Below are 20,387 nucleotides of genomic sequence, written 5' to 3'. Positions count from 1 at the left end.
AGTATTGAAAGAATTACGGATCATTATCTTACGATGATCTGATCAAGCTGCCCAGCAATACATCCAGGTTCAAAATGCCTGCACGATGATCTGCACAGAACCCGATTTTGTCAAAAACGCCAAGCATGAAACGGCGGTGCTCCTCAGCAGGTTCTTCGAAACGATCGTAACTTACAACAGAATCAACCATATCGACGATCAGAGGTACGAATCCTCCTTTGTAAGGCACCACAATAATACGTGTAGAAGAGGTATCCTCCTGGTCCGGCATGCCTAACAATACACGAAGACTCACTACTGAAACTACCTTACCGTACAGCGAAGCAAAACCTCTGATCTCCGGACTTCCAAACGGGACCGTAGTCACCTGCACCATTCTGATGATCTCATGAACTTCATCAATGCGTAGGGCAAAGATCTGGTCTCCTACCGAAAAATTAATATATTGCATTCCCTCATCCATAGTTATCCCCATACCCTCTCATTCCGTATAATCAGACTACTTTCGTCTCATTAGATGTTACTTTGGTGTATCGGTTATTTTTGATCAAATGTTTAGGCTTCAGATCAATTTTGCCAACTTCAACAGGCGTTGTATTACAGTTTTGATGAGAGGGTGGAAATCCGTCGTTTCAAAATTGAGCGTAAGTAACCTGACATTCGATTTATTATTTTATATTCAAAAAAAACCAAAGAGTCGGCATTAAGCTGATCTTTGGCCTTTTTTATCCCCATATATTATGGATCTGTTTCTATGTTTTCAAATACTTGGAACAAAAACACGATATTCCTGTGGATAACTTGTTTTTTCACTTCAAAACGACTGTTTTATCGAATGAAAACAGGAGTTATACCTGTTTTGTGGATAAGTTGTGCACATATTGCACACATGCTGTGGATATGTTTAGCGTTTCATGTGGATATTCATTATTTTAATGTGGACATGTTGTGTATTTGTTTGTAAATCTGACGTAAAATCTGAATTTCCACTCCAGTTTATCCATTACTGTGGACACGTTGTGGACATGCTCAAATCCCTTCAGTACAGATACGCAGTTATTCAGTTATTCCACCAATTCACCCTGCCGCATGATCAGCTTGTCATCGATGTACACGTCCGGCTTTTGCACAACAGCATCAATATGTACACCCGCCGCAATCGTTCCCCCGAATGTGTTATTGCTGCCAAAGGCGACATGGATCGTGCCATACACCTTCTCATCTTCCAGCACTACACCCGTGATTCGTGCCTTGTTATTGGTCCCAATGCCGAATTCGCCGAGAAAGCGACCATCGCCATCTCCAAGGGTGTCCAGTAATTGAGCCCCGTCTGGTCCTTCAGCTGACACCAATCGCCCTTCCTTGACGGTTAATAACATCGGTTCGCGGAGTGCCCCAATTCCAGCAACGGAACCATCTACAACAATACTACCCTCGCCCTTACCCTCAACGGGAGCAATATAAGCTTCTCCTGAAGGCAAGTTACCCGATTCACCGGGGTTCAAATACATGCCTGTACTTGGTACACCGTTACGATTCTCTATAGAAAAGGAAAGACTATGACCCTGCTTCTCTATTCGCACATGGCGACCTGCGGTTAACAGAGCCGTCACCTTCTCGGTCAACGCCTTCACTTGCGAATACTCAGCTGTAATGGCTCCATTCATGAACATATCCTCTGTCATGCCGGGCATCGTTGCCACTCGGGTCCCTGAAGCAGCGGCTTGTTTGCGTGCCTGGGTATGCGTTAATGAATATCGAGTTACACACACCGCTACATCTGCCCGAATCATGGCCTCTGCAATCGGTGCAGGCGGCTCTTCTCCTGATCTGCTGCGTTCCTCCATAATTAGCAGGACCGACTCCGCGCCAAGTGCTTTTCCTGCCTCATAGATGGATTCGGCCAAATCCCGTTTCATATCGTCTGCGACAACCACCAGATTTTCTCCACTGCGTAATCCCAGACACTCCGTTAGCACCTTTTTACTGATTTCTACACGTTGCTTGCTCATATATTCATCTCTCCTGTCTAGGTTTCAGCTCTTCACAACTCGACTTGACCCCTTTCGACAATCGACCAGAGATTCCTGCATGGCCAAATCTGAACTCACTTCAAGGTATCGGCCCATTCGGCGAGGATTGCAGCTGTCTCCTTATACTGAAATGTCGGAAAGTAATGTCCGTAGGGCACATCTATGCGTTTGACCTGTGAGTTCATATCCTGTGGATAGTGATATTCCCGATCTTCCTTGCCCCATACGACTAAAGTATGGTTGGTGTGATCATCAGCCCACTCTTTCATCCAGGAAAATGAACTGACTCTTCCCCGCTTGCCGGAGTGGATCCACCGCAACAAATCTGCATTTGCCCCCGCAATTCGGGGGGATTGGAGACTGGAGCGTATCCTTTTGGCCATCATATGGTCCATACCCTTTTTGTCTTCCCCACTGATATATACACTGAACATTCGCTCCCAACTCTTCTCCGATCGAAGACGAAGCAAAGACCGCATCACACCTCTTGGCAAACGGGAAATCCATCTTAGCACATTCGGATTCGAATTATTGGCAACTGGCTGAAGCAATCCCAGTCGAATGTCTGTCCGCCCACTACGCAACTGTGCGGCAGCCACGATAGCTGCGCCTATCGAATGACCCACCAGCTTCACAGGACCCTCGAACTCATCAAGCGCCTTGAGTAGTGTACCCACCTGACCTTCAAACGCTTCATCTACCTGATGTACAGGGGATCGTCCGAATCCTGCCAGATCCATTAACCAAACCGGGTTACCTGTCTCTTTCCAAAGCTGTTCTCCCAAAGGCAACATCTCATCGGCAGATTGAAGCAGACCATGCACAATAATCCACGGCTCTCCTTCACCCTCCCAACCGATCATAGCCATATTCCCACTCCGTGACCGGATATAATCTGCCGGAACATCCTCAGGTAACGGGGTATACCGAAGACGGTAGTCCAGATCTGCTGTAACCAACGGAAGCTGTTCCCTGATGTCCGGCCAGGATTGCCCCATACGTGTGAACAGCGCCTCCGTCTCCTCGACCGGGAATGACCTGTTGGTAATAAAAGCAACCGACTCCGCTGGAACACCAGTGAGGCGAGTGCCCCCTGATTTCATTGCCCATTGAATCCAAGGCAGTGGTACAGCTCCTTTGGGTTTGGGTACATCCAATTCATGTGCCAGAAGATGTAGTAGTTCCTTCATATTGGGACTGTCCTCCTTGCGTGCCAATAGTGGATAGGTTCCACCTGCCGGGTCTGCTTCCTTGGATAGAAAAACAAGCGTTCGTGCAACAATATCATTCTCCACCAGGGGTAACCAATAGGATGAACCTCCCGGCACTACGGGCATAAGTCGCTTTTGAATCGCCTGAATGAGCAGCCCAATCCCACCCGTTTGCTCCGTTTCCCCAGTCGGGCGCGGTCCAACCACAGTACTCGGATTCACAACGGATAAGGGATAGTTATGCTCTTCCGCATGTTCACGAATAAGAAGATCGGCATGAAATTTCATCTCTTCATATGCACTTTCCTGATCACCCACATGGTCGACCTGAAGATAACCTCCCTGTTCGTTCCGCTGTCCATAGGGACTCATGAAACCAACCACGTGGATAAAGTGTCTCAGTCCTCGGGTACCGTGAATTTCTTGTGCAAGCTGGGCCACTTCTCTCGCCCCGTTCATGAATATCTGCTCAGCTACCTTTCGTTCTAGGGTAACGTCCATCGTTCCCCCGGCATGAATGATTACATTCGCTTCAACAACACGTTCCCGGTCCACTGCGGCAAGTCCAAGACCCGAGATGGATAAATCACCAGTAATAAAGATGATTCTGGTGAAATCCTTCACTCCATAAGCCTTCAACACCGTTCTGGCACGCTGTTCTGATCGAACCAGCAAGAGCAATTGTGCGTCTCCCTGCGCGAGTTGTTTGACCGTTTCTTTGCCGATAAAACCGGTGCTGCCTGTCATGAAAATAATTGTTGGTTCCATATCAGACGCGCTCAATACCTGATGAATTTTTGTTGAATTTGAAGCTAAGTTATCTTTAGTGGATACTTGGATCTTATGTACGTCCATTCCGTTATCGCTCCTTTTAGTACTATATAGTACTAGTTTTATTCAAAAAAAAGCTTCGTTTACCGAAGCATCTGACAAAACGTACGTGCTGATTGTTCAATAATGCCTACATCACGCGCAGTTCCCGCAAGGATTAGTGAACCTTCCAATGCTGCAATAAACAACAACGCAGCCGGTCCCGGCTCGATTTCTTTGCGAAATTCACCACGATCCAAACCTTGCTGAAACAGCTTCTCAACCATAGGTCTAAGCTCACGAAAGAATCTGGATATGCTCTCCTTCACTTGGGGTGCACTGTCAGGTGTCTGCATATATAACGTGACAAAAGGACAGCTCCCTTCGTAATTCCGGCCCTCAATACCTGCCGACAGCATTGCCATAAATGAATAGATACGCTCCTCCACTCCTCGCTCACGCTGACTGAGCAGCAGATACAGCTCCGACTCATACTGGGCAATCCAGTATTGTACCACGGCCTGAAGCAATTCCTCCTTGTTTTTAAAGTGATAATAGATATTGGACTTGGATACCCCACTTACTCTTACGACCTCATCCATGCTGACATAGCTGTACCCCTGACGCAGAAACAATTGTGCAGCCACTTCAACTGCCTTGGTCCGGTTCACCGGATTGGAACTCTTGGATTTGGCAGGTCGCGAGTTCATTTTTTGATTTGTCATATTTAGAACTATACAGTACTAGTTGATTGAAAACAAGTATTTCTGTTAACAATAGAACTGCTTCCGCACAAACTCATCCATACTTGTCCACATGTAGCGTGTTATACACAGAGGATATCCACATATGGTATTAACTATGTGTTAAATCCATCATGAGATCGTTAACTGCTTTTGGGTTATCCACACCTCCTCCGGTTGAACCACCAAAAAAGGCCAACCAGAACGTATCTGGCTGACCTTTCGTACAATTCATTTCCCAACCTTTAACAACTGTTACCTGCTTCAAATCGAAGGTTTACTGTCTCCGGCAATCATCGGATCGGTGCCTTGAAGTGGCAATCTGTTCTCCAGCCTTATGGCGACAAACAGGATGATCGTCACCGTAACACCGATTGTTCCTAACAGTACGCCTGTGTTCTCCTGCCCCATAAGGGACAGCGGTAGTGCCAGTACCAGCGGGACAACCGATCTTGTAAATTGAGTGGCAAACGTTGATCTTCCCGACCACTTCATGGTCTCTTCGCGGCTGCGCAAGTTATCAAACATGACTGATCTTTGCATAATACGAGTCCGATTAAACACAAACCCAAGCATAAATCCACAGATTAACGACACCGCAAACACCTGTACCGTGCCAATGATGATATCAATAACACCGATCAGTATAAATAGATACATTGGAATTCGGTGTTCCCACTTACGAATCAGCGTTGCAAGAAAGGCCCCAAGCCCCATCGCAGCTCCGATAGCCCCGTAACGGGATGAATCCCAATTGTAGATGTCATGGAACAAAATCGGTACGATAAAATTGATTGCTCCCAATTGCACGGTTAATACAACCACCGCCAATATGGTCATGTTCAGTACTTTTTTTCGCACAGCATCGGAGTAGGTAATCTGCGGAGCCTCCGTTTTTTCTTTCTGTACGTTCTGCTCAGCCTGACCGGATCGGGACAGAATTGGAATGAGCCATGGAGCCATCATCCCCACAGCCAGCGTCACCATCAGTACCGTTGAGATCATTGGCAGTCCGCCTATACTGAGCAAAACTCCAGTTACCGCACTTCCTCCAAATGCACCAATTTGAATTGCCGTCTGCAAGTCATGCGAGGCCTTGTGTGATTTGATTTTTCCATCCAACACCATCTGGGACATGTAGATTTCCAGGCTCTGATTGGTCAAAAACAGAATTACGGAGAATACGCCACCAATCAGATATAAACCATACACATTGGTATTGCCGGCAAATTGAATTAAAAACACAAGCAGAAATACAATACCCAGGATGCGCGCTAAGCTGAAAATTAGCAAGGGTCGTTCTTTAAGTGCAGTTTTAAGAAAAAAGCTATACTTCTGCAATAAAATAGGTACCAAACTCATGATCGTAATAATAATACTCAGATGAGTAATCGACCCACCCTGCTCCAGTACCGACCAGATCAGGGTAATGTTTAGAATGGTATCTCCACATAAGGTAATGGACAGGAAGAGGATGAATAAAATAGTCTGTATCATTGAAGCTGTCTCACCTCAGCAACTTGCAAATCCAGCTTTTGTTCCAGCAATCTTGCGGCTTGTTTTACCGATTCGATGTCCTCAGGACCCTGATATTTGGTACGTACAGACAGCAGACCTGTAATATCGAATCCCTTCGGAGCAGAATGGACCACTCTACCTTTGGCAGCAACCGGATAATACGCCCGGTACCTCACATCGTCTGCTGCCTCACCGCTGGCATTATTCAACACCTTGCCATCACGGTACACAAACTTGATACAGGTTGCGCACTTGGGAGCCGTTCTTTTCGCAAAATGGGCAGCCAACTTCTCCTCCCCCTGAAGACCACAAGCATGGGCGGTCACCAGATCTGTGCCGTACACATCGCGAATATTACGATAGACATGCCCACCACTGATACGGCAGCTGAACTCCACCACTTTATACTCATCGTTGGCGTTCTGCCTGGCTTCAACGTTAAACAGCCCATTTACAAGTTTCAGACCTGTGCATATTTGCTGAGCCATCTCACAAAGTTCTTGTTCCACATTGGATTCTCCCTGAAAAGGTAGCGTATATTCGTCCTCTTCAAAGTAAGGACCTGGCATTCTGAGCTTGTTATGGACTCCCCCCAGATAAAACCGTCCATTCACAACTACGCCATCCAGCGTAATCTCTTCCCCGGGCAGGAACTCTTCAATCAGCGCTATTGCAGGACATTCCTCGTCAAAATATAGCCCCGATTGCGAAATGGCAAGTTGCGAGATACTATCGAAGGCCTCCTTCAATTCGGGATACGAATGAACGAGCGCAACATGGCTGCTGGATGCGGCCAATGTGGGTTTAATAATAACCGGATAGCCTACACTTGCCGCCGCTGAAACAGCCTCATCCAACGTATTTACAGCATAAAATTCAGGACAGGCCACGTCCTCCTGTTTCAAGAACTGACGCTGTCTGGACTTGTCTCTGGCAATTTCGGCCGCTTGGACAGGAATATCCTGTCTTCCCAGCCCTTCATTCAGTCTCGCATTCAGTACAATATCCGTTTCCTGCCAGGTAATGAAAAACGGAACGCCTAATTGTCTAGCCTGCAAGATCATTTCTTCCACATTCTCGTACTTGGGAATATGCTGAACAGACCGAAAGCGCGGATCTTGTTCATATCCAGAAACAGAGGTCCATAAATGGACCTCTTCGAAAATTCTCCCCAGGGCTTCAATATGATCCCCGTGCAGGGAAAAACCTTTTCTCATAAGCAAACCAACGGAGGAACGAGTCATGCCAGAACCTCTTCTTTCGGCTGCTCCACAAACTCCAAAGCGATAATGTACAACGTTCCATTCTCCCCGGCTTTGGAGGAATGCACCGTATTAGCCGGAAGCAGAATGCGGTCACCAGGCGTGCAATGCAGTTCTCCTTCTTCAGTGAAGAAGGTAATATCTCCATTTATAATCAAAAGTGTTTCGTCTGTAGGATGGGTATGGGATTTGTGCTCCCTGAATGGTGTATCTCTTTGTACCTCTACCGAACCGGTTACAGGCAGCAATTGCATTACAGCTTCTTCAAGTGTTACGTCAGACCCTTTGATATATTGAACTGAACTCATAGTATTCCTCCTCATATGATGAAATGGGCATTGCGCTGTAGCGGAAACTTCGTTGGTATCTGGAATAAAATATTGCAGCCACTCTCGATTATTCGGATCCCCATAGATCCCTAGATGAGGGAATGGATCAATTGCATCGTATTGCCGAAGCAAGCTTCGCACCAAATCCTTGGATTTATCTCCTTTTGGTGTTCCCAAGCCAATCGAATCAAAGACCCATCGGGGTTGAAAGGTAATCATGTATGTATTGGCACGTCTGCTCCTTCTGACCTCATGTGCTGGTGTGTTACAAACGACAAAAATGGGTTCCCCATGAAAGCAAAATTCCCACAAGGGATCCTTCTCTTCATTCGGTATGAACTCTGGCCATTCTTTCAAGTCAATGGTGTGCAGCCGGGTCAGGATGGACCAAAATGTATGCTGATATTCATCGATGGATAGATCCTTATCAATATTAAAGAACGTGACCATGGAGGTGTAGTTTCCAAAGCTCCTTGCCTGTTCCACGTATTCTCTCAATGCCTTTCCCAGTTCTTCTATGGAATGGTCATTCACATCATCAAAAAAGGAGAAACGTAGCTCATTACGGTTAAGTCCCATGGAACCAAATATGCAGGGAAACCGTGGATTATCACCAGTCATGTCCTTCTCAAAATGCTCAAATTCCTGCTTTCTCCAATCATGACTACCCAGTCTCTTCACATCAGCGTTATCTAGCAACAACCCAAAGCCCTCCTAGAATGGTTTTATTGGTGAACCAGGACAAACTTGTCATGTAGTTCTAGAAGTTGTTTTCTAACGAATTCGATATCTGGACCTTCCACAATGGCATATCCGGATCGGGACATCGTATCTCGACCACCTGAAATGGACTGACCCGATGTATAGTTAATTCGAATATCAATGAGTCCTTCCATCGATTTGAAATCTTCTGCGGATGAGATACTTTCGATCTTGCCTACAGCAGATGGGAAGTTAACCGCACCTGTGTACTTGCCTGTATTAACCAAGGCTGGAGCTTCATATATTCCAAGTTCTGTTTGAATGGCTGCATCAAACAAGTTCACCTGATGGGAATTCAACACCATAGGCGGAATGATGACAATGCCTCCAATGCGTGCTCCAATCTCTCCAAAGCAGATCTCCCCATTCGGCAGAAGGAATACCTCTGCATGGAACACACTGTTACGTATTCCGAGTGTCCGTATGATCTCTTCATTGAACGACTGCATCCGTTCCACATATTCATAATGTGTGTTAGCGGGATAACAGATCGTGCCGGAAGGGCGATCATTCTGGACAATCTCAAGACAATTAAACAAATATTCAGAGACGGAGGAAAATACAAGCTCACCTTCTGAAACGATCGAATCAATATGGAACTCCCTACCCGTAATGAATTCCTCAATGAGCACTGATTCCCGATTCCAGGATTGGCTGATATACTTCTCAAGCTCCTCTTGATTATTGAGCTTGTACGTCATGATCGTCGCCCAGCCGCTAATCGGTTTGATAATGATGGGAAAACCAATGCCTGCGACAATCTTTCTGATCTGTACTGCATTGGACGCAATACGCGTCTGTGACGTGTGGATTCCCGCCTGCCGCAATGTTTCCTTCATGATCCATTTGTTCCGAACCGTCTCGGCCTGATTCTTTTGAATACCAGGTATGCCAAAACGTGATCTGAGATACCCACCGGTCTCTACCACATTTTCGGTCGGGGCAATGACGCGCTCCACATCATATTCATCCAAAATGCGCTCAAAAACCTCTTCCACCTGATCAATCCGAGTAATATCCTCCACTTCGAACACAGCACTGAACAACCCTTCTGGTAAAGAATAAAATTGTTCATATCCCTTCTCTACTAACAAAATGTTGGTTGTATCCGATATGTTGGACAACGCTTCGAGAAACCCCGTTTTGGTGTTCATTCGCTTGTCACACAGAAATACAATATCTCTCATAAAGAACTTCACCTCCAATTCAAAATTCTTAACTATCTGTTATATTTTTCTATAATATGGATATAACATGGAACTGTCAATCTAAAAATTACAAATATTTAAAATTCGGCTATTTGTTGCCACGCCGTGTACTAACAACAGGTTGTAGACATCATACAAACACCTCCACCATCTGTATTAGTCAATCTGTTACTTCATATTTGCACTTTTTAACTGGGAATTTTCACATCAAAAAAGGTGACTCCAATTCATCCGGAGTCACCTTTTTTATGTTTTTTCTTATTCCCACATTTATTAATCGAGTGGATGGGACCTGTTATTTTTTCAGACTATCCCAGTTCTGTTGTAATGCATCAAGCAATCCGGCTTTATCCGATTTGCCTGCAACGTAAGCCTGAATCGTGCTGCCATACTCTTGTGGAACGCCTTCAGGGAAACGGTTGAAGTTCCAGCTGAGGGTTTTATTTTCCTGGCTATACTTCATGATCTCTGTGGCGAGGTCACCCAGATCTTCCTCGGATGCCGTGATGGAACTGAACGCCGGAATGAACTTGAATTCTTTCGTCATGTATTGTTTCCCGATGTCCGAAGTTACGAGCCACTCCAGGAATTCTTTTGCTTCCGGTTTCACTTGGGAATTCTTATTTACCACCCAGTAGTTCGGTACGCCGACAAACAATTTGTCATTGGGTTCATTGTTAATTGGCATTGGCAGGATACCCAGATTCAGATCGGGATCAATTCCATCGATCTGTACTTGAGTCCAGTTCCCTTGCTGCATCATCGCGGCTTCTCCACTCGCAAACAACGTAACTTGCGTATTGTAGTCGGTTGTCAGCGGGTTTTTATTGCTATATTTCAGCGTTAAGTCGAGCAAGTTAATCCAGTCGTTGAACACCTGATTGCCAGGGATTTTCTCCGTGCTTTCGTTCAATCCCTGGATGAATTTCACCGGATCTGCCTGATTGGCAAATGCCACGTTTACGTTATGATTGCCCAGCACCCACCACTCCTGATATCCGTTCGAGAACGGGGTAATGCCTGCGGCTTGAAGTTTCTGTGCAGCTTGATCCAACTGTTCCAGTGTCGTTGGAATTTCGGTAATACCCGCTTTTTGGAAGAGGTCTTTGTTATAAATGAAACCATAACCTTCCAGCGCGAGCGGCTGTCCATAGAGCTTGCCGTCTTTGGTCATTGGCTCTTTAGCTACTTCGAGCGCATCTTTGGCCCATGATTCTCCAGACAGATCTTCCAGATATTCAAGCCATGTATCCAGTTCACGATATCCACCTACGTTGAAAATGTCCGGTTGTTCGCCTGCGGCAAACTTGGCTTTCAATGCAGCACCGTAATCACTACCACCACCTACGGTTTGAATGTCCAGTTTAACGCCTGGATGTGAGGATTCGTACTCCGCTTTGAGACGATTAAGCGCTTCCGCAATCTCAACTTTGAATTGGAAGATTTTAATAGTTTTGTCCCCGGCAGCAGCTTCGCTACCACCTTGAGCATCCGTGTTGACCGGACTGCCACTCTTGTCCCCATTGCCACATCCCGCGAGCATTACCGAAAAAGCAATCAGCATAAGCAACGTCAACTTCGTCATTCTTTTCATACATACACTCTCCCTATAGTAGTTTCAGTATAACAGTTCCACTAATGCATATTTACACTGGCACTCCGATGACAGAATAACCTTCCCCTGAAGCGTGTTTTCATTCTAACGAACCGAGCGCACGTTATTCGCACCTATTTGCACAGGCTCACATTCTAACGAATCACAGCGACGTTATTTCGTCGATTTGGTCGAATTTTAAGGCTCTGACGCCGTTTTTCACCTGAATAACGTTCCTGAGATTCGTTAAAGTTTGTATTCCTTGATTATCCACCTATTAAGATGCGGTGGATTCGTTAGCGCTTTGAAAAAGGAGCATACCATCACTCTGTACAAAAAGTTCCTGGCTATACACGCTTCTTTCTTGGTCATTTCTCTTTATTGCTCTCTTCCCCAGAAATCATGCCCAAGCTATGCGGGCATGACTTCCCTTTGCACACCTCCATGCGAGGTGGGAGCAAAGGGATCAAGAATGCGTTGCAGGAGCGGAGCGTTCGCCTTTGAACCTCGGTGGCTTCCTTGCCCTAATACATTCTGGCCACCGAGGAGCAACAGCGACCGAAAGCGCAACTTGAGCCCGCCGGCGACCCTGCCCTCGCTCCTTCTCTGTCTTACCAATATGGTCTTTAAATCTTTTCTTTCTTGGTCATCTCTTGAAGGAGCTCTTTTCTTTATTACTCTCTTCCCCAGAAGTCATGCCCAAGCTAAGCGGGCATGACTTCCCTTTGCACACCTCCATGCGAGGTGGGAGCGAAGGGATCAAGAATGCGTTGCAGGAGCGGAGCGTTCGCCTTTGAACCTCGGTGGCTTCCTTGCCCTAATACATTCTGGCCACCGAGGAGCAACAGCGACCGAAAGCGCAACTTGAGCCCGCCGGCGACCCTGCCCTCGCACTCATCCTTTAACTGATCCAGCAGTAATCCCCTGAATGATATACTTCTGCATCAGCAGGAAGAAGATGATAATCGGCATGATGCCCAGCACAAGGGCCGGCAAGGCCAGATCCCATTGCTTCGTATATTGTCCGAAGAGCGCAAAAGTCGCGATCGGGATCGTACGCAGGTTGGAGCTTTGCAGGATCAGGGACGGGAGTAGATAATCATTCCAGATCCAGAGTGTGTTCAGAATGATGACGGTTACATACATCGGTTTCATTAGTGGAAATACGATTCGGAAGAACACCCCGTAGGCAGAACTTCCATCCACCCGAGCCGCTTCCTCAATCTCCAGTGGGACGGATTTCACGAATCCGTGGAACAGGAAGACAGACATCGGTGCCCCGAAACCGAGATAACAGATGATAAGTCCCCCAAGGCTATCGATTAGCCCGAGATTACTGGTTACCGTAACAAGTGGAATCATGATAGACTGGAACGGAATCACCATGGCGGCAATGAACATGCCGAACAAAATCCGGTTGAACCGGGTATCGCTGCGAACCATTCGGTACGCGGCCATGGAACTGATCAGCACTAGCAACAGATTGCTGACTACGGTAACGATGAGCGAGTTCATCAGCGCAGACGGGAAGTTAATTTTCTCCCAGGCGTTCGCATAGTTGCCCCATTGGAATACCTCCGGCCATGCAGCCGAATTAGTGAGCAGGTCACCGAAGGTTTTAACCGAGTTCACAAACAGGAAGTAAAACGGAACCAGGAATAAAAGTCCAATGAGTACCATGATAATCTCGGTTAGAATGGTACTGAAGCGGTAATTTTTCGTCGTCTCCATTAGGCTTCTACCTCCTTGCTCTTCGTCAGACGTACCTGAATCATGGTGATGATGGCAACGATTACGAAGAACACGAGTGCTTTGGCCGTTCCGATGCCATATCTGTTGTTCACAAAGGCTTCATTGTAAATATTGAGTGCAACCGACTCTGTTGATCCGAATGGTCCACCTTTGGTCAGCGACAGATTGAGATCGAACATTTTGAACGACCAGGAGATCGCCAGGAACAGACAGATTGTTACACCTGGCATAATGAGCGGAAGAATGATGCTCCGCAGTACCTGCCAGCGACTTGCGCCATCAATCTCGGCAGCTTCCAGCAGATCAGGGGATACATTCGTCAGAGATGAGATGTAGATAACCATCAGATATCCTGCGGTCTGCCATACAAACACAATCACGATTCCCCAGAAGGCGGTTGGTTCGTCTCCCAGCCAAGGAAGGTTGAAGAAGGACCAGCCTGTTACATCGCCTACTGCTGAAAACCCTTTCACAAATATGAACTGCCAGATAAAGCCGAGCAACAACCCACCGATCACGTTAGGCATGAAAAAGATCGTACGCAGAATGTTTCTCGTCTTGAGCGGTTTGGTCAGGAAATAGGCCAGGAAAAAGCCAATTACATTGGTTAGTACCACACCAACCACGGTGAAGCGCACCGTAAACCAAAACGCCGTTTGGAACTTGGGATCATTCGCAAAAACATGTACGAAGTTATCGAACCCTACCCAATTAATGTTCTCGGATACCCCGTTCCAATCCGTGAAGGAGTACACCATGCCAAGCAGGAAAGGGACCACGATGATGAGAATAAAAAACACGATGGAGGGACCCACGAACACGAGCTGCTGTAACAGCTGTGAAGATTTGCGATGCTTCATATCGTTCTCCCCTTCTATAGATGGATGAAATTGGTCTCTTTCTCTATTAAACTCCAATATCGCTGAGGGAAACACCGACCCTCGTGAACAGTTGGGGGTAAAATATTGTCCTATCTTTAACCTGCAACCAGAAGGGGTGGACCGATGTCCAAATACTACAGTATACGCACCAAATTGATTGCCTTTATGCTCATCGCTACCACGCTTCCGCTGCTTGCGTCGATCAGCATGACATTTATCCAGACCAAAACTGCCCTGCGGGAACAGGCTGTTGAAGAGAACAAACGCCTGATCTACCAAGCGTCCACGAATCTCAATAACTATGTGGATAACGTGGCCAGAGCGTCGCTTGCTGTGTATAACGACCCAAACTTCCTGCGTAACTTGGCGAAGATTCCTGGTGATTATCGTGCAGTGGCTGAAGTGTACACTACTTTGCAGACCATCCGTGCGGCTGTGCCGGATGTTTTTCAGCTGTATTTGCACTCTTTTGCCGCCAATCAATCCACCTTAATTACGAATCCCTTTCCGAAGCGGGAGGAACGCAAACAGGCCTATTCCGGCTCGCTCCATGGAAAAACAGGCGGTGACAGCCCGGACATTTGGGTGGAATCGGCACATATGAGTCACACGTACGGATTCAAGGCTGCCTCCCCTGATGATCCTGCAAGAACAGTCATTACCTTGCATCGGGTAATCAAGGATATTCCGTCCACCGAGCGTCTGGGTGTTCTCGCCATTGATCTGAATATGAATACCATTGCAGCCATCTGCGGCAGACTGTATGATCCGGCTAAGGAACAGATCTATGTTGTAGATGGTCAGAATCAGATCATCTACCAAGGACGTTCCGAGGTCAATTATACCGATGCACTGCGAGAGGAAACAGCTAGTGAGCTGAATATCGCACGAAATAACGCGGGTACAGCCCAGAATGTCGCAGGACATTTTGAACAGGATCGTTCCATGTATGTGTACCAGCAGCTTGGCAGCACTTACGCGGACTGGACCATCGTCAAACAGATTCCGAATGAGACGTTATACGCCAGAGCGACCACACTCACGTGGAATAACGCAATGATTGCCATCGCTGCACTTGTATTGGTCATTGTCGCAACCTTGTTCATCTCCATCCGAATCACCGGTCCGCTCAAGCAGCTCATGCGGTATATGAACCAGATCCAAGCCGGACGTCTGCATGTGGATATCCATCTATCCAGCCGAGATGAATTCGGGGTGCTCGCTCGTCATTTCCGGGATATGATGGATACGGTAAATAATCTTATTTTGCGGGAATATCGGCTTGAAATTGCCAATAAGACGAATCAACTCAAAGCGTTGCAAGCGCAAATTCATCCGCATTTTCTGTATAATACATTGCAATCCATCGGTACACTTGCCCTTCAACAGCAAGGACAACGGGCGTATACACTACTTTCTTCCCTATCCAAAATGCTGCGCTACAGCATGCGGGATCAGACCGGCGTGACCTTACGCGAGGAAGCAGAGCATGCCCGGTTATATCTGGAACTTCAGCAGGAGCGGTTCGGTGACCGCCTTGAGGTGGATTTGGATTTTGCCGAAGATACCCTGTCTGTCGAAATGCCGAGAATGACGTTACAACCTTTAATTGAGAACTATTTTAAACATGGGGCAGATATTCAGCCAGGTAAAGGTCACATCTCTCTATCCAGCCGTCGGATCAATGATCATTGGATTGAAATCGAACTGAATAATAACGGACCCTCCATACCAGAAGATAAATTACTGGAGATTCGGGGATGGCTCCATCCAAATCACATATCAACCGGGTTAGCCACGCAAGAATCCGATGAGTCCGAGTCCATTGGTCTACGAAATGTGATGCGCAGACTTCAATTGAACTCACATCCCGGTCACTCAGCCAGACTTGAGGTCAGCAATCGGGAACCCAATGGTGTGAAGATCAGGGTTATACTATACGCGGGAGAGTGAACAACATGAAGGCACTGCTTGTAGATGATGAAAAACATGTCCGCGATGCCATAAGGTTGCTTGGTCATTGGAAAGACTTTGGTATTGATACAATAATTGAAGCGGCAGACGGGGATGAAGCCATTGCCTCCATCACGGCACATCAACCTCAAATCATTCTCAGTGACATGCGTATGCCAGGCAAGGACGGTATGGCGTTGCTCGAATGGATATCCGTTCATACCCCACACAGCAAGGTGCTGGTTATTAGCGGATATGATGATTTTGAACTCGTGAGGCATGCCATCAGGCACGGTGGTATGGACTACCTGCTAAAACCTGTGGAAGCAGATGAGCTGAATGCATCTCTATTGAAGGCCGTTACAGCTTGGGAAGAGGAGGATGCTGTTCGGTTACAATCCACCAAACAATCCATTGTCGTTAATCGAATGCGCCCCCACTATCAGGATCGTCTGTTAACCGAACTTGCCGTCGGAAGAGGCAATAGCCCCTCTCATCTGCAGCGATTGCAGGATGAGTTGTATCTCCCGGGTATAATCCCTGTCTGTAGCGTCGCTGTCACCAGCCTGTCCCATCTGGATGCAGGTTGTCTGGCAAAGTATCGCAGTCAACCCGACTTGCTTGTGTTCTCGGTGCTCAATATCTGCGCTGAGATGTTATCCACCCCAGACGAAGGCGTCATGTTTCGCCAGTTGGATCAGCCCGATGAGATCGTTCTGCTGCATTGGGGTCCCCCCACTTCATTGCAGCCTATTCTGGACAAGGTCAATCATGGATTGGAGCAGACGATTCAGCGCCAGCTTCATTTCGGCATCTCCACCTGTGACTCATATCCTGGCGGCATCTCAGCAGCCTATATGGAGGCAAGTTCAAGGCTGTGGCGACGCAATGCTGTGCATACCAAACAGCGAATTCATGCTTCCCTGGAATCATCCAATGGGAATAAAATCAGGCGCTTGACCGCCTATGAAGAACCTATGCGGATGGCAGCCATGAGCTTGCGGGCTTCCAGTGTATCTGCTGCGGTTGCCGAATGGCTTGACCCAATTACTGATCTTGAGGTTGTCAGTGCCGAGCAGATCCAGCAATGGATCGATGAGCTGGAATGGATGCTGAGCCGCTGGCTTGATGATACGGCAGGTTCGTCATTCAAAGAGGAAGAAGTGACGGAGGAACAGTCTATTCCCTTTGCCGAGTTACCATTTGACGCTGAAGGGTTGTTATCCTATCCCCTGCTTCGTTCCTTGTTGGAGCAACGACTGCTTGCCGCAGGAAAAGCGCTCACCGCACATCACCACGCCAATCCTGATCCCATGAGTGAGATTGCACGATATATGGACGCCCATTATCAGGAGGACCTGTCCTTGCAGCAGATTGCCGCGCGTTTCTATCTGAGCCGGGAGTATATTTCCCGAAAATTCAAACAGCAATTTGGCCTGAACTGGTCGGAATATCTCGGCAAATTGCGAATCAATAACGCGAAGCTGCTACTGCAAAACCCTTCCCTGCGAGTCGCCAAAATTGCGGAGATGGTTGGATTCCAGGATGAAAAGTATTTCAGCAAAGTGTTCAAAAAAATGGAGGGCATCACGCCAGCGGAATATCGTAAAACATTATTGGAGGCCGGTACTTAACGGGTACCGGTTCAAAATTTATTTGAGTTAAAAAGAGTACTCCCCTATGACCAGTCGGGAGTACTCTTTTGTATTTTACTTTTAACAGAGAATCACTTATTTCATAACGACGGTTTCGCTCTTTCTGCTCACCGATCCCGTAAGATCACCGCGGGGACAAGACGAATGTAGATTAACTCCCCTGCAAGCTCCACCATCGTCTGTGTAACAATAACAGCAGCAGCCATGGTTGCCCATTCCGGCGGGAGTGCCAGGGCCAGTGGCAGAACGACCAGCGAATTCCGTGTAGCTGAACTGAATATCAACGCTCGTCCTGCGCCTGGATTCAATCCAAACCAAGTAGCAATAAGCCGAGATATCCAAGGCATAATGATTAGAAAAGCAACATAGATCGGGATCACATTCACGATGATCGCCATATCATTGTAGACTTTACCGATCTGGGAAGCGACAACCACGATCAGCGCGAGTGCCATCATCGGAACCGGCAGCCACGCCGTCGCATTCATGACCCGCTCACCACTCGCTTTACCTCTGGAGAGAACCTGTGTAACGACAGCGAGCAACAGCGGAATAACGATCAGGAACAGAAAAGCCTCCACGAACGGCCCTATCTGCATGACCTGCGCCACCTCAGCACCCATCAAAACCCATAAGTAAAACGGCAACAGGATCATTTGTATAACAAATAAAAGGGGGGTTGCGGCCAGCATCAGTTTCTCATTGCCCCTGCCGAGCTGTGTGAACACAATGACGTAATCAATACAGGGGGTTAACAGTACCAGATACACTCCGATCAGAACGCCAGGTGATTGCGGAAAGACCAGTGTAAGCAACCATACGACTACAGGTACAACGATAAAATTAGCTGCCAGTAACGCCCCCATGAATCGAAGATTCGACCAGGACTCTTTTAACTGTAAAAAAGGAATCTGTACAAACATGCTATATAACAGAACAGCAAGTATAGGGGACACAGTGTAGTGTAAAACATTCCCCCATGCCGGTAAACTCAGCCCTATCACTGCTCCTAATAATAGTGCAATGACATAGAACCAGGTTTGCTGTCTCTCCATCGTTTCTCGTGTAAGCATTCTCTTCCTCCACTTCTAAATGGGACATCCTGAGCATGGACATATTTCTGCTCCGTTTCGCGTACATTGGGACAGAGTGCCGTTCCAGCATAACGTCAGAGCACAAGGATCCGTATGATCAACTTGTGAATTTTTTGCGGCTGTTATTAGAATGTGCAAGAACTGGGTATATTCATTGTAGACTGACCCGTGGTTCATTCATTCGTCAAACCAAGGAGGAAACACCATGTCACGTAACAATCCGTACAAGTGGTTAAACGCGATTGGTTTTATCGCTGTAATTATCGTGAACTATCTTTCCAACGCTCTGCCGATCGGGGGCAGAACCAACAAGGAAGTATCGGATATGTACCCTGTGCTACTCACACCTTCTGGCTATGCCTTTGCTATATGGGGTTTGATCTACTTGCTGCTTGCAGGCTTTGTGATCTATCAGTTCGTGCCTGCTTCGTGGAAAAGGAACTCCATCACTCGTCTCGGGTATTGGTTCCTGGCAAGCTGTGCCTTTAACGTAGCCTGGATTTTCGCTTTTCAAAACTTGCAGATCGGTCTCGCTTTACTGATTATTGTACTGCTTCTGTTGTCTCTGATCGTGTTGTATGTAAAAACACGTACCATTACTGTTCCGACCACTGCTGAGATCTGGCTTGTGAAGCTGCCATTCAGCATCTATCTGGGATGGGTTAGCGTGGCTACGATTATCAATACTGCTGTGCTGTTATATAAAATCGGCTGGGATGGTTTTGGTCTCAGCGAACCGACCTGGACGATCATTATGCTCATTGTGGGAATGGTGCTGGCTGTACTCGTTAGCTTCCGTTATCGGGATAGTGTATATCCACTGGTATTCACGTGGGCGTACATCGCCATAGCCCTTAAACAAAAGGATGTCACTTCCGTATATTATACGGCAATCATCATTGCGATCGTACTGGCAATTTACGCGATATGGCTGTTCTTCGCCCGTAATCAGGATCGCGATTGAGCGACTGCCATTCTAACGCAAAAACATAAAGCAAAAAGCCGATTCTGGTCATTTTCATTCGACCTGAAATCGGCTTTTTATATATACCGGCGTGAATGAGGACTGTCCTATTTCAGGGCAATAACTTCAATCTCCACCAGTGCGTCTTTTGGCAAACGTGCCACTTCCACTGCACTGCGTGCAGGATATGGCTGTTCAAAGAACGTGCTGTACACTTCATTCACAGGAACAAAGTCATTCATGTCCTTCAGGAACACCGTCGTTTTCACGATTTTATCCATGCTTGTACCTGCTGCTTCAAGAATAGCCTTCACATTGCTCAGGGACAGACGTGTCTGCTCCTGTACATCTGCACCGAATTCTCCCGTTTGGGGATTCAGGCCAAGCTGTCCGGACGTGTAGATGAAATCGCCTGCATCAACGGCTTGACTGTATGGACCAATGGCGCCTGGCGCCTGATCGGTAGAGATTGGTTTTTTCATGGACGAGTTCTCCTTCATGTTCGTTATCCTGCTACCGCAAGGAGTCAGGGTTCGAACTCATTTTTGTTGCCTATTATACCACGATCTACCTCCAGCGAGAAACGCTCCTCACTGGCCACTATGAAGTAAACAATTC

At 47.1% G+C, this 20,387-nt stretch carries 16 protein-coding genes; 3 read left to right on the top strand and 13 right to left on the bottom strand.

Translation table 11 applies throughout. The annotated features are described in order from the left end of the window. Positions 1-28: 28 nt before the first annotated feature. The 11 genes from NLBNIHML_RS20265 to NLBNIHML_RS20215 all read right to left on the bottom strand — a co-directional run bounded on the left by NLBNIHML_RS20265 (position 29) and on the right by NLBNIHML_RS20215 (position 14,082). A complete protein-coding gene (locus tag NLBNIHML_RS20265; protein ID WP_339239346.1) occupies positions 29-451 on the bottom strand; it encodes a chemotaxis protein CheW in 423 nt (140 codons plus the stop codon). Positions 452-1,064: 613 nt separating this feature from the next. Beyond that, positions 1,065-2,012, bottom strand: coding sequence for an aminopeptidase (locus tag NLBNIHML_RS20260; RefSeq protein ID WP_342571738.1), 948 nt, complete (start codon positions 2,010-2,012; stop codon positions 1,065-1,067). A 95-nt stretch (positions 2,013-2,107) separates the two neighbouring features. Next, positions 2,108-4,099, bottom strand: coding sequence for an alpha/beta fold hydrolase (locus NLBNIHML_RS20255; RefSeq protein WP_494352601.1), 1,992 nt, complete (start codon positions 4,097-4,099; stop codon positions 2,108-2,110). A gap of 59 nt (positions 4,100-4,158) precedes the next feature. Next, a complete protein-coding gene (locus NLBNIHML_RS20250; RefSeq protein ID WP_062837307.1) occupies positions 4,159-4,725 on the bottom strand; it encodes a TetR/AcrR family transcriptional regulator in 567 nt (188 codons plus the stop codon). Positions 4,726-5,061: 336 nt separating this feature from the next. Further along, positions 5,062-6,294, bottom strand: coding sequence for an MFS transporter (locus NLBNIHML_RS20245; protein WP_479491788.1), 1,233 nt, complete (start codon positions 6,292-6,294; stop codon positions 5,062-5,064). After that, positions 6,291-7,559, bottom strand: a complete 1,269-nt coding sequence (locus NLBNIHML_RS20240) for an ATP-grasp domain-containing protein (RefSeq protein ID WP_339258634.1) — start codon at positions 7,557-7,559, stop codon at positions 6,291-6,293. Before NLBNIHML_RS20240 ends, NLBNIHML_RS20245 begins: the two co-directional genes overlap by 4 nt. Next, positions 7,556-8,608 carry a YqcI/YcgG family protein gene (locus NLBNIHML_RS20235; protein WP_339239337.1) on the bottom strand — a complete coding sequence of 351 codons (1,053 nt, stop codon included), beginning with the start codon at positions 8,606-8,608 and terminating at the stop codon, positions 7,556-7,558. Before NLBNIHML_RS20235 ends, NLBNIHML_RS20240 begins: the two co-directional genes overlap by 4 nt. A 23-nt stretch (positions 8,609-8,631) precedes the next feature. Then, positions 8,632-9,855: an ATP-grasp domain-containing protein gene (locus tag NLBNIHML_RS20230; RefSeq protein WP_494352600.1), complete on the bottom strand. Its 1,224-nt coding sequence runs from the start codon at positions 9,853-9,855 to the stop codon at positions 8,632-8,634. Positions 9,856-10,171: 316 nt separating this feature from the next. After that, the gene (locus tag NLBNIHML_RS20225; RefSeq protein WP_339239333.1) at positions 10,172-11,470 is read right to left on the bottom strand and encodes an ABC transporter substrate-binding protein; all 1,299 of its coding nucleotides are present in this window, start codon (positions 11,468-11,470) and stop codon (positions 10,172-10,174) included. An 894-nt stretch (positions 11,471-12,364) separates the two neighbouring features. Beyond that, complete coding sequence (locus NLBNIHML_RS20220; protein ID WP_253429649.1) at positions 12,365-13,201, bottom strand: carbohydrate ABC transporter permease; 837 nt, start codon at positions 13,199-13,201, stop codon at positions 12,365-12,367. Next, positions 13,201-14,082: a carbohydrate ABC transporter permease gene (locus NLBNIHML_RS20215; protein ID WP_036607341.1), complete on the bottom strand. Its 882-nt coding sequence runs from the start codon at positions 14,080-14,082 to the stop codon at positions 13,201-13,203. The genes NLBNIHML_RS20220 and NLBNIHML_RS20215 overlap by 1 nt, the downstream gene beginning before the upstream one ends. A 144-nt stretch (positions 14,083-14,226) precedes the next feature. On the opposite strand from NLBNIHML_RS20215, the gene NLBNIHML_RS20210 reads away from it, so the two are divergent. Continuing rightward, complete coding sequence (locus NLBNIHML_RS20210) at positions 14,227-16,056, top strand: cache domain-containing sensor histidine kinase (protein ID WP_472474826.1); 1,830 nt, start codon at positions 14,227-14,229, stop codon at positions 16,054-16,056. 5 nt (positions 16,057-16,061) lie between these two features. Next, a complete protein-coding gene (locus NLBNIHML_RS20205; protein ID WP_472474828.1) occupies positions 16,062-17,690 on the top strand; it encodes a response regulator in 1,629 nt (542 codons plus the stop codon). Between the two features lie 128 nt (positions 17,691-17,818). Here NLBNIHML_RS20205 and NLBNIHML_RS20200 read toward each other — a convergent pair whose 3' ends face one another. Continuing rightward, positions 17,819-18,784 carry an arsenic resistance protein gene (locus tag NLBNIHML_RS20200; RefSeq protein ID WP_494352599.1) on the bottom strand — a complete coding sequence of 322 codons (966 nt, stop codon included), beginning with the start codon at positions 18,782-18,784 and terminating at the stop codon, positions 17,819-17,821. Between the two features lie 226 nt (positions 18,785-19,010). On the opposite strand from NLBNIHML_RS20200, the gene NLBNIHML_RS20195 reads away from it, so the two are divergent. After that, on the top strand, positions 19,011-19,769 hold the full coding sequence (locus tag NLBNIHML_RS20195) for a TspO-related membrane protein (RefSeq protein ID WP_339239327.1): 759 nt from the start codon (positions 19,011-19,013) through the stop codon (positions 19,767-19,769). 107 nt (positions 19,770-19,876) lie between these two features. Here NLBNIHML_RS20195 and NLBNIHML_RS20190 read toward each other — a convergent pair whose 3' ends face one another. Beyond that, positions 19,877-20,251 (bottom strand): RidA family protein, encoded by a 375-nt coding sequence (locus NLBNIHML_RS20190; RefSeq protein ID WP_017690870.1) that lies wholly within the window; start codon positions 20,249-20,251, stop codon positions 19,877-19,879. Positions 20,252-20,387: the final 136 nt, after the last annotated feature.

This window comes from Paenibacillus sp. JNU01, from assembly GCF_059130585.1.
This window is presented reverse-complemented; position numbering and strand designations above follow the sequence as displayed.